Here is an 8073-nt window from a genome sequence, read left to right as displayed (position 1 = left end):
AGGCAAAATATAGCGCACTAAACAATCTGTTTCAATACCCGATCGTAAGCTTAAACGAGCTAAAAGAGGCCCTAAGCGCGAATATTTACGACGAAGTAGTGCAAAAGCTGAAAGAATTTCAAAGCTGGGGGCTTTTGGAGCTTAAGGATGAAAAATCGGTCTTAAACTTGGATGGAATTTTTTGGGGCAACAACATCAACGAAGAGATAGCAAGCATTATTAAAAAGGATTTTGTATGAAAAAAATCGTGCTTTACACCTCACAAACGGGTAACACGAAAAAGGTGGGCGACGCGATCGCCGAGCAACTGGGCTGCGAGAGTCTAAATTTCCGCGACTTTGAGGGTGAGGTCGATGATTACGACTTCATAGCCTTGGGCTTTTACGTCGATAAGGGAGAAGCCGAAGCGAAATTTATGCGCTTTTTACGCAAGATTCACAACAAGAAGCTTGGCGTTTTTATGACTCTGGGCGCAGAGCCAGGCGGCGAGCACTCGCGCAAGTGCCTGGATGCCTTTGAAGAGGGGCTTAAAGCAAACGGCAACGAGATCATAAGGGAGTTTGCCTGCCAGGGCGCTATCGATCCGAACCTACTTGATACGATGCGCAAAATGGCGGCCGGCGGCAACTCGCCCCACCCTATCACCCCCGAGCGACTTGCGCGCTGGGCGGAGGCAGCGAAGCATCCCGACGAAAAGGATCTGGCGGATGCGAAGGCAGCATTTGCGGGGATAGAATAAATTTTAAAACAAGCCGCGCAAACCGCTGCGCGGCGCGAACAAAATTAAATCATTACCCGTCCCCTCCCGCGATTTACGCGATTTAAAATTTATCTTTGCTAAATTTGAACGACAAATTCCATTCCTACAAGCAAATTTGCCGCCGCAGGCGCAGGTCTTGCTCTAGAATTTAAACGATAAAATTTCATTTCGCGCGCAACGGATCAAATAATGTCGCCGACCTTGCGCCGGTAATGCGGGCTCTGAACGCGAAAAGGACTTTTGTAAACGACCGGCCTGCGAGCGCCGCCGTCATCCAATACACCGTCCGTCGCCTTACGACGGCCTGAGCGTTAAAAATCCGCTTCTGCGAGCAAGTAGCCCGCGAGCGCTGCGGTCGCGATCGTCGGCTGTCGCCCATCGTCACGTGCCGTAGGTGCCGCGCGACAACTTATCTATCGTCGCTCATTACCGCACCGCCGAAGCGGTGCGGAGCGTGAGCATAAAAATATTTTAGGCGTACTCTCAAGAAGACATTACCGAGCTCAATAAATTTTAGTACGGTACTTTTACTATGCACTCGTAAGCATAAATAAAATTCTTTAGCAAAAATTTTTAAGACAAAAATAGCAAAAGATTTGCAAGCAACGGATAAAATTTCATTATGGCTAAGATTCCATTGTGATCGCAATCATATCCGTTCTATCTGCCCATAGCTTTTTAAATTTCGCTTTTTGCCTCACTTATTGTTTTGTTTAATTTCGCAGCAAATTCCTCCTTGCTTATTTCTTTAAACGCTTCGTTTGGTACGGCGATAAAAAGACTTCCTTCCAGCAAAATTACCAAAAAATCGCGCTCCATTACCACCTCACAAAATTCCGCATCGTAAATGAGCGTATCTCGCTCGCTTACGAATATAAATTGCCCCTTTAAATCGTCTGAAATTTCAATGCTAAAATCGCCGAAAGTGACATTTTTATTCTTATCATATATCGCGGAATTCAGTAGCCACGATCTAACGCAAATAGCGTAAATATAAAAAACTGCGCAAGCAGTAGGCAAGATAGCTCCTAAGCTCTTTATCCAGGACTTATCACCATAGTACTCGCGTACAAACTCTATCCAATCGTCCTCAAAAATAAAAAGACAAGCCGAAAACGCAAAAGCGAAAAGCAAATCTATCGCGCAGACGGCACGGATAAACTTGCTCCCTTTATAAATTCTACGCGAAATTATAGTTCTCATTTTAGCGAATTTTCGGTTATCTTGCAGCGAGTAAGAAATCAGCATATCTTTCCTTTAAAATTTCGCTTATTTTAGCTAAAATTAGCCAAAATAAAAAGATCTTGTAAAATTACATTGCACGATGCGTTTGCGCCTCTTCGACGATACGGCCAGTAGATAGAAGGAAACTACTAATTCAAGCGGTAAAAGGGCGAGCTAAATTTAATAAAATTCCTACCGAAGGAGGGATTATAAAAAACACGGCATTCATCACGGGCGCTACAAGCGCCGCCGTCATCCAATACACCGCCCGCCATTTTGCGACGGCCTGAGCGCGAAAAACCAGCTTCTGCGACAAAGCGGCCTGCGAGCGCTGCGGTCGCGATCATCGGCTACCCCTGTCGTCACGTGCCGTAGGTGCCGCTGTCAGACGCCGCGCGACAACCTGTCCGTCACCGCTCATCGCCGCGCGACAACCCATACGCCGCTAACCACCCGCACGACAACCCCTCGCCGCTCATCGCCCCGCCGCTTTGTCGCAGTACCGAATCTAAACCGAACCGATAAATTTTAAATTCTGCAAAAGCCTTATCTCGCATAAATTTTAATTCGGCAAATGCGCAAAATTTAGGTAAAATTCCACGCAAACGCTTTGACGGTCAAAATTTAAAGGGGCGAAGATGACGAATTTCGAGTACGCTAGTCGCATTAACGAGGCTGTGGGGCTAGATTTAAGCTTAGATTGCGAAGAGATCGATCTGCAGGATAAGCTTTACGGACTTTTTCAGTGCTTTATGCCCGAGGGTGCGGGCGTCGAGGCGGTGTTTGCGCCGCTGCAAAACGGCGCTGAGCTACAAGCGCGCATAATGCCGATCTACGCAGTCACGGCGCAGCAGACGCGAGAGGCGTTCGATCAGGGCGTGGCGCCCGGGTATTTTTGCCCGCCGCAGGATCTGAAATTTGATGACGAAGCGCTTAAGAGTTTAGCTTTAGCGCACGTTCGAAATTTAAAAATTTTCGCAGAATTTCTAGGCAAGAGCGAGCTTTTAAAGATGCTTGGCGAAATAAAATCCGCGCGCGTGCAGGAAAGCTTTAATCTCGCGCATCACGAAGATGGGCTTGCGTGCGCCGTCTATGAGGCGATCACGGAGTGGATGATAGATACGCCTAAGCTCTATGCAAAGCTATGGGTGCTCGGCGAGGCGTACTATTCGATCAACTGCGACTACCTGCTCTCGGCGTACTTGCAGTATCCAAACTACGCGCAAAAGCCGCAGGAGGACTTTTTGAAGCCCTACTTCGAGCTATATCTAGCGGGACGGCAGATCACGTTTGAGCGCGGCGAGGTCGTGGTTTTCACGCACTAAATTTACGCGGGCAAAGAAAGCGAATGGGCGCTCGCAAGCGACTAAAATTTGAGCTTTTTAAACAATAAAAAGTAAGCTACGCCCACAAATGGCTGAAATTTAAGCTCAGCAACTATGGGCACAAATGCTTATCGCATATCCAAAAATCTGCGTCCTAATCAAGCAATCTAGTAAGTTTCCTATGCGTTGCGTCAAATCACTTAAAATGTTTCTGCTTTGCGTAGTCGCCGCTTTCAGCACCTTACTAGAGCAAAATCTCAACACATCGTTGACGTTTGGATAATTGAATTTTTTCCATTACTCTGCTGCCATCACTTCGTTGGTGGCGCCCGAGAATTCACTCTCGCCAACGCTTGCTAGTTGAAATTCATCTAAATTTTAAAGCAGAATTTCGCCACAGAATTTTATGGAATTTCGCTGCCGCAAATCTCGCAAGCGATAAAATTCTATCGATTTACGCTCTTAAATTTGCTCAAATCGCCGCCTGTTTTATAAAATTCTTCAGCGTCGATCATAGTGCCGTCAGGCAGCTTACAAACGGTGTAATCCACGCCGTTGCCGTCTTTGCGGACGATCAGCTCGCCGCCGTTTTTGATACAAAAATCCCCCGCAGCGCTAGCCTCTGCGCTCACCGAAGCGAAAGCGCCCACTGCAAGCGCTACTGCAAAAAATCTCTTAAAACTCATTTAAATCCTTTCGTTTAATTTTGCCCGTTTTAGGGTTAAGCTTGCATTTTAGGCGCTAGATACGCGCTAAGCGACCTGCGCCTAAATAAATCATAAATCAACCGCCCAACCGCCGACCCTCCTCGAACACCGATAATAGCGTTTTAAATATTAAATCCTACCTAATAAATCCCAGCAGCACCAAGCCCGCTCGCCGCTGCAAAATCAAAGCCATCAGACTTCATCCAATGCAAAATTTAACATCATAAAATTTTGCCTTCAATAAAATTCTAGCGGCAAAATCCAAGCCGCATCAAAGCTATTTCTGCCGTAAAATACCGGTCATAAAAGCGAGAGTTATCGCAAATACCAGCTCAGCGACAAGGTAAGCGCGGGCCTAAACAATCTCGTCTATAAGCGCGAGCCGCGCACAAACCCTCTAAATTTAACCGCTGCTAGCCGTTTTTGCGCGCAAACTCGCTCATAAAAGCGACTAGTTTTTCCACGTCCTCGTAGTTTATCGCGTTGTAGATCGAGGCGCGGATGCCGCCTAAAACGCGGTGTCCTTTAAGCCCGATCATCCCCTCCGCCTCCGCCTGCGCGACGAAAACGGGCTCAAGCGCGGCGTCCGCGATATTAAAGCTCACGTTCATCAGGCTGCGGCTATCCTTTTGCGCGTGGCCGCGGTAGAAGCCGCCGCTAGCATCGATCACGCCGTAGAGTAGCGCCGCCTTACGCTTGTTGCGCTCATGCATCGCCGCAAGCCCACCGATTTCGTCCTTGATCCAGCCGAGCATTAAATTTAGCATGTAAATTCCGAAAGTATTCGGGGTGTTGCTCATCGAGTCCGCGTCCGCCTGCGTCTTGTAGCGCAGGATCATCGGCGTTTTGGGGTTTGCGCGGTCCAGCAGATCCTTGCGGATCGCCACCATCGTAACGCCAGCTGGCCCGCCATTTTTCTGAATGCCGCCGTAAAACATCCCCACGCTGCTAAGATCCACGGGGCGCGAAAACAGATCGCTCGAGCTATCGACTACGAGCGGACAGCCGCACTGCGGCAGCTGCGGATACTGCGTGCCGTAGATCGTGTTGTTCGAGCAGATGTAGCCGTAGTCCGCGCCGTCAGAGAATTTAACCTCGGGGATGCGGTCGAATTTGCTCTCCTCGCTGCTTGCGACCACGCGGTAGTTTATGCCGAGCACGCCCGCTTCCTTGATCGCTTTGCTTGTCCAATTGCCCGTGTTGGCGTATTCTGCGACACCGCCCGCGTATAGGTTCATCGGCACCTGCGCGAATTGTAGGCTCGCTCCGCCTTGTAAAAACAAAATCGTAAAATCATCCGAAAAGCCGTAGAGATCGCACACGCGGTCCATCGCGCTATGCAAAACTTCCTCAAAAATTTTGGTGCGGTGCGAGATCTCCATTATCGAAAATCCTAGCCCTGCGTAGTTTAGCAGCTCCTCTTGAGCCTGCTTTAGCACGCCCAGCGGGATGGTGCTAGGTCCTGCGCTAAAATTTAAAACTCTATCCATTTTGCCTCCTTTAGATGATTTTCGCGTTTTTGCTGAGCTGCTGCGAGCAAAGGACGAACTCGTCTCCCGCGGCAAGCTCACCCAAGCTCACCGTTTTGCCGCCCTTTTGGATTTGAACGAGGTCTTTAGTGATCTCAAAAAAATTCGCCTTTTGCGCCAAAAGCTCGTCCTTTGCACTTAGCGCGTGCTCTGCGGCGCTTAGCTTGGAGTCCACGAAGCTTTTAAATTTAAGCTCAAAATTTAAAAGCCTGGCAAGCGAGCCTGAAATTTTTGGCTCGATAGATTTTGATCTAAGCTCTAAAGCTGCGAGGCTCAGCACGTTTTGTGCGGATGAAATTTTATCTTTTATCAGCCTATCAAAGGCGTCGCTTACGCCGTCTAGGCTCTGAAAGATCGCGCAAATATCGGGCAGCAGATCGATCATCGCGGCGGTGGGCGTGAGGCTTCGGTGATCGGCTACGAAATCGCTGATGCTAAAATCGATCTCGTGCCCGACCGCCGAGATGACGGGCGTTTTAGCCGCGTAGATCGCGCGCGCCAAGGCCTCGTCGTTGAAGCACCACAGATCCTCGCGCGAGCCGCCGCCGCGAGCGATGACGATCGCATCGTAGCCCTTCGCGTCAGCTGCACGCAGCGCGCTTATGATCGAAGCAGGAGCGCCTTCGCCTTGCACTAGCGCGTTATACAGATCGATCTTGCAAAGCGCGAAGCGGTCCTGCGCCGTGCGAAGCATATCCGCCTGCGCCGCGGAACCCACGCTCGTGATGATCGCGATGCTTTGGGCAAATTTCGGAAGCTGTTTTTTGTGCGCGGCATCGAAAAGTCCCTCTTTGCTAAGCCTTTCTTTTAGCGCGGCAAACGCCGCTTCCAGCTCGCCCTCGCCGCTTTTACGGATGTTTGAGGCCTGGATCTGATACGCGCCCGTGGGGGCGTATAGCGAGACCTTGCCGCTTACGATGAGCTTATCGCCGACGGCTGGGATGAAATTTATCCGCGCGGCGCTAAATTTAAACATCGCGCAATCGATCGCTGCGCTTGCGTCTTTGATCGTAAAATACCAGTGCCCGCTCGTGCTTTGAATTCTAAACTTAGATATCTCGCCCTCGACCTCGACGAAGCTAAAACTCGTCTCTAAAAGCGTCTTGGCTTGGGCGTTGAGCTCGCTTACGCTAAGCATCGTCGCTCTTTTGCGCGATTTTCTCCGCGATGAAAAGCGTGCTGACGTCGAAGCTGAAGCCCTTTTGTACGCGCAGCTCAAAGCCCGCGTTTTTGAGCTTTTCGCTAAAGCTCGCGGCGTCTAGGAAGCTGCCGATGGAGCTTGGCAGATACTCGTAGGCTTCTTTGTTTTTCGAGATGAAGGCGCCGATTTTGGGTAAAATTTTGCTCACGTAAAAATCTCTGATTTTAAACGCGAGCCCGCCGCTTGCGGCTTTGGTAAATTCCAAAACTACGAGCGAGCCGCCGGGTTTGATGACGCGGTTAAACTCCGCAAGCGCCGCGTCCAGCTCCACGACGTTTCTTATGCCGTAGCTGATGCTTAAAATATCCACGCTTGCATCATCTAGCGTCGTGGCGCCCGCGGTTGCTTTGATAAACTCGCAGCTAGGGAATTTTTGCCTCGCTACTTCGAGCATTCCCTCGCTAGGATCGATCCCCACGATCCGCTCGATCTGCACGCCGTGCTGCGTCGCGCCGTCGCGCCATGAGCTTATCATATCGCCCGTACCGCACGCGACGTCGGCGATACTCACGAGCTTTCCTTTAAGCTTTTCAAGTGTCAGTTCGACCGCTTTTTTGCGCCACGAAACGTCCACGCCGAAGCTGATGGCGCGGTTTGCCAGATCGTAGGTAGGCGCGATCTCATCGAACATCTTTATGATTTTTTCCTGTTTTTGCACGGGCTTTCCTTATTCGTATGCTTTGATTTTGCGCAGCGATCTTTTCAGAGCGCGCAAAAGAGGCTCTTTTTCATTTAAAATTTTTTCCTCCAGCTCGGCGCGGCGGTCGTTTAAGCGGGCGTCCAGAGCCAGTAGATACGCAAACGCGACGCCGCTTTTATCGCTTGCTTTTTGATAGATCGCGATGAAATTTTGCCACACGCTGATATCTTGCAGCGCGCCGAAATCCTCGCAGGCAGCCTTGGTGCGCTTAAACAGATCTCTGACGCAGCCCTCATCAAAGCTTCTTGCAAAAATTTCAAGCGCGTATCGTAGCCTCTTTAGCCCTATGCGTACGTCGTGAAATGCTTGCAGCAGCGAGCCTTGCTTTAAATTTTTTAGCTCCGCGCGCAAGCTTTTAATCAGCTTGCAAAGGCGGGCGGAGACGAACTTTTTTGAAATTTTTTCATATTCGCTGCGTGCGTAGATGCCGTCCGCACCGCTTAAAAAGCCGTTAATAGCGCCGTTTAAATCTGTAAATTCCGCGCTAGAGAGAAATTCTAAAATTTTATCCTCCGAGCGCTTTGCGATAAGATTTAGCTGCTGTAAAAAGCTCACAGGCGCGTCGTCGGCCCTTAAAAACTCTGCAAAAACGTGAAGGTCTCGCAGCTGATTGGTGCGGCTCATAAA

The 8073-nt window shown here is 49.7% G+C and carries 9 protein-coding genes and 1 pseudogene; 3 read left to right on the top strand and 7 right to left on the bottom strand.

Annotated elements, in window-relative coordinates; translation table 11 throughout:
- Nucleotides 1-239: pseudogene (locus Q0256_RS10680) on the top strand (radical SAM protein); the annotation flags it as partial.
- Nucleotides 236-739, top strand: a complete 504-nt coding sequence (locus tag Q0256_RS10675; protein WP_297962870.1) for a flavodoxin family protein — start codon at nucleotides 236-238, stop codon at nucleotides 737-739. The pseudogene Q0256_RS10680 and the gene Q0256_RS10675, both read left to right, overlap by 4 nt.
- 699 nt (nucleotides 740-1438) lie before the next feature.
- Here the strand turns inward: Q0256_RS10675 and Q0256_RS10670 are convergent.
- Both Q0256_RS10670 and Q0256_RS10665 read right to left on the bottom strand, forming a co-directional pair.
- Nucleotides 1439-2008 (bottom strand): hypothetical protein, encoded by a 570-nt coding sequence (locus tag Q0256_RS10670; protein ID WP_297962868.1) that lies wholly within the window; start codon nucleotides 2006-2008, stop codon nucleotides 1439-1441.
- 386 nt (nucleotides 2009-2394) lie between these two features.
- Nucleotides 2395-2541: a hypothetical protein gene (locus tag Q0256_RS10665; protein ID WP_297962866.1), complete on the bottom strand. Its 147-nt coding sequence runs from the start codon at nucleotides 2539-2541 to the stop codon at nucleotides 2395-2397.
- An 81-nt stretch (nucleotides 2542-2622) separates the two neighbouring features.
- Between Q0256_RS10665 and Q0256_RS10660 the strand changes: the two genes are divergently transcribed.
- Entirely contained in the window at nucleotides 2623-3309 is a 687-nt protein-coding gene (locus Q0256_RS10660; protein WP_297962864.1) for a hypothetical protein, read from the top strand.
- Nucleotides 3310-3755: 446 nt separating this feature from the next.
- Here the strand turns inward: Q0256_RS10660 and Q0256_RS10655 are convergent, their stop codons facing one another.
- The 5 genes from Q0256_RS10655 to Q0256_RS10635 form a co-directional block, all read right to left on the bottom strand.
- Nucleotides 3756-3995 (bottom strand): DUF333 domain-containing protein, encoded by a 240-nt coding sequence (locus tag Q0256_RS10655; RefSeq protein ID WP_177388543.1) that lies wholly within the window; start codon nucleotides 3993-3995, stop codon nucleotides 3756-3758.
- 434 nt (nucleotides 3996-4429) lie between these two features.
- On the bottom strand, nucleotides 4430-5506 hold the full coding sequence (serC, locus tag Q0256_RS10650; protein ID WP_297962862.1) for a 3-phosphoserine/phosphohydroxythreonine transaminase: 1077 nt from the start codon (nucleotides 5504-5506) through the stop codon (nucleotides 4430-4432).
- A 10-nt stretch (nucleotides 5507-5516) separates the two neighbouring features.
- Nucleotides 5517-6683: an exodeoxyribonuclease VII large subunit gene (gene xseA / locus Q0256_RS10645; RefSeq protein WP_297962860.1), complete on the bottom strand. Its 1167-nt coding sequence runs from the start codon at nucleotides 6681-6683 to the stop codon at nucleotides 5517-5519.
- Complete coding sequence (ubiE, locus tag Q0256_RS10640; RefSeq protein ID WP_297962858.1) at nucleotides 6676-7404, bottom strand: bifunctional demethylmenaquinone methyltransferase/2-methoxy-6-polyprenyl-1,4-benzoquinol methylase UbiE; 729 nt, start codon at nucleotides 7402-7404, stop codon at nucleotides 6676-6678. Before ubiE ends, xseA begins: the two co-directional genes overlap by 8 nt.
- Before the next feature lie 9 nt (nucleotides 7405-7413).
- Nucleotides 7414-8073, bottom strand: a 660-nt coding sequence (locus Q0256_RS10635; RefSeq protein ID WP_297962856.1) for a CHAD domain-containing protein, incomplete at its 5' end; no start/stop codon positions are given.

This window comes from uncultured Campylobacter sp., from assembly GCF_937949835.1.
Lineage (GTDB): Bacteria > Campylobacterota > Campylobacteria > Campylobacterales > Campylobacteraceae > Campylobacter_B.
The sequence above is the reverse complement of the archived record's forward strand: the minus strand, read 5'-3'. Positions and strand labels throughout refer to the sequence as shown.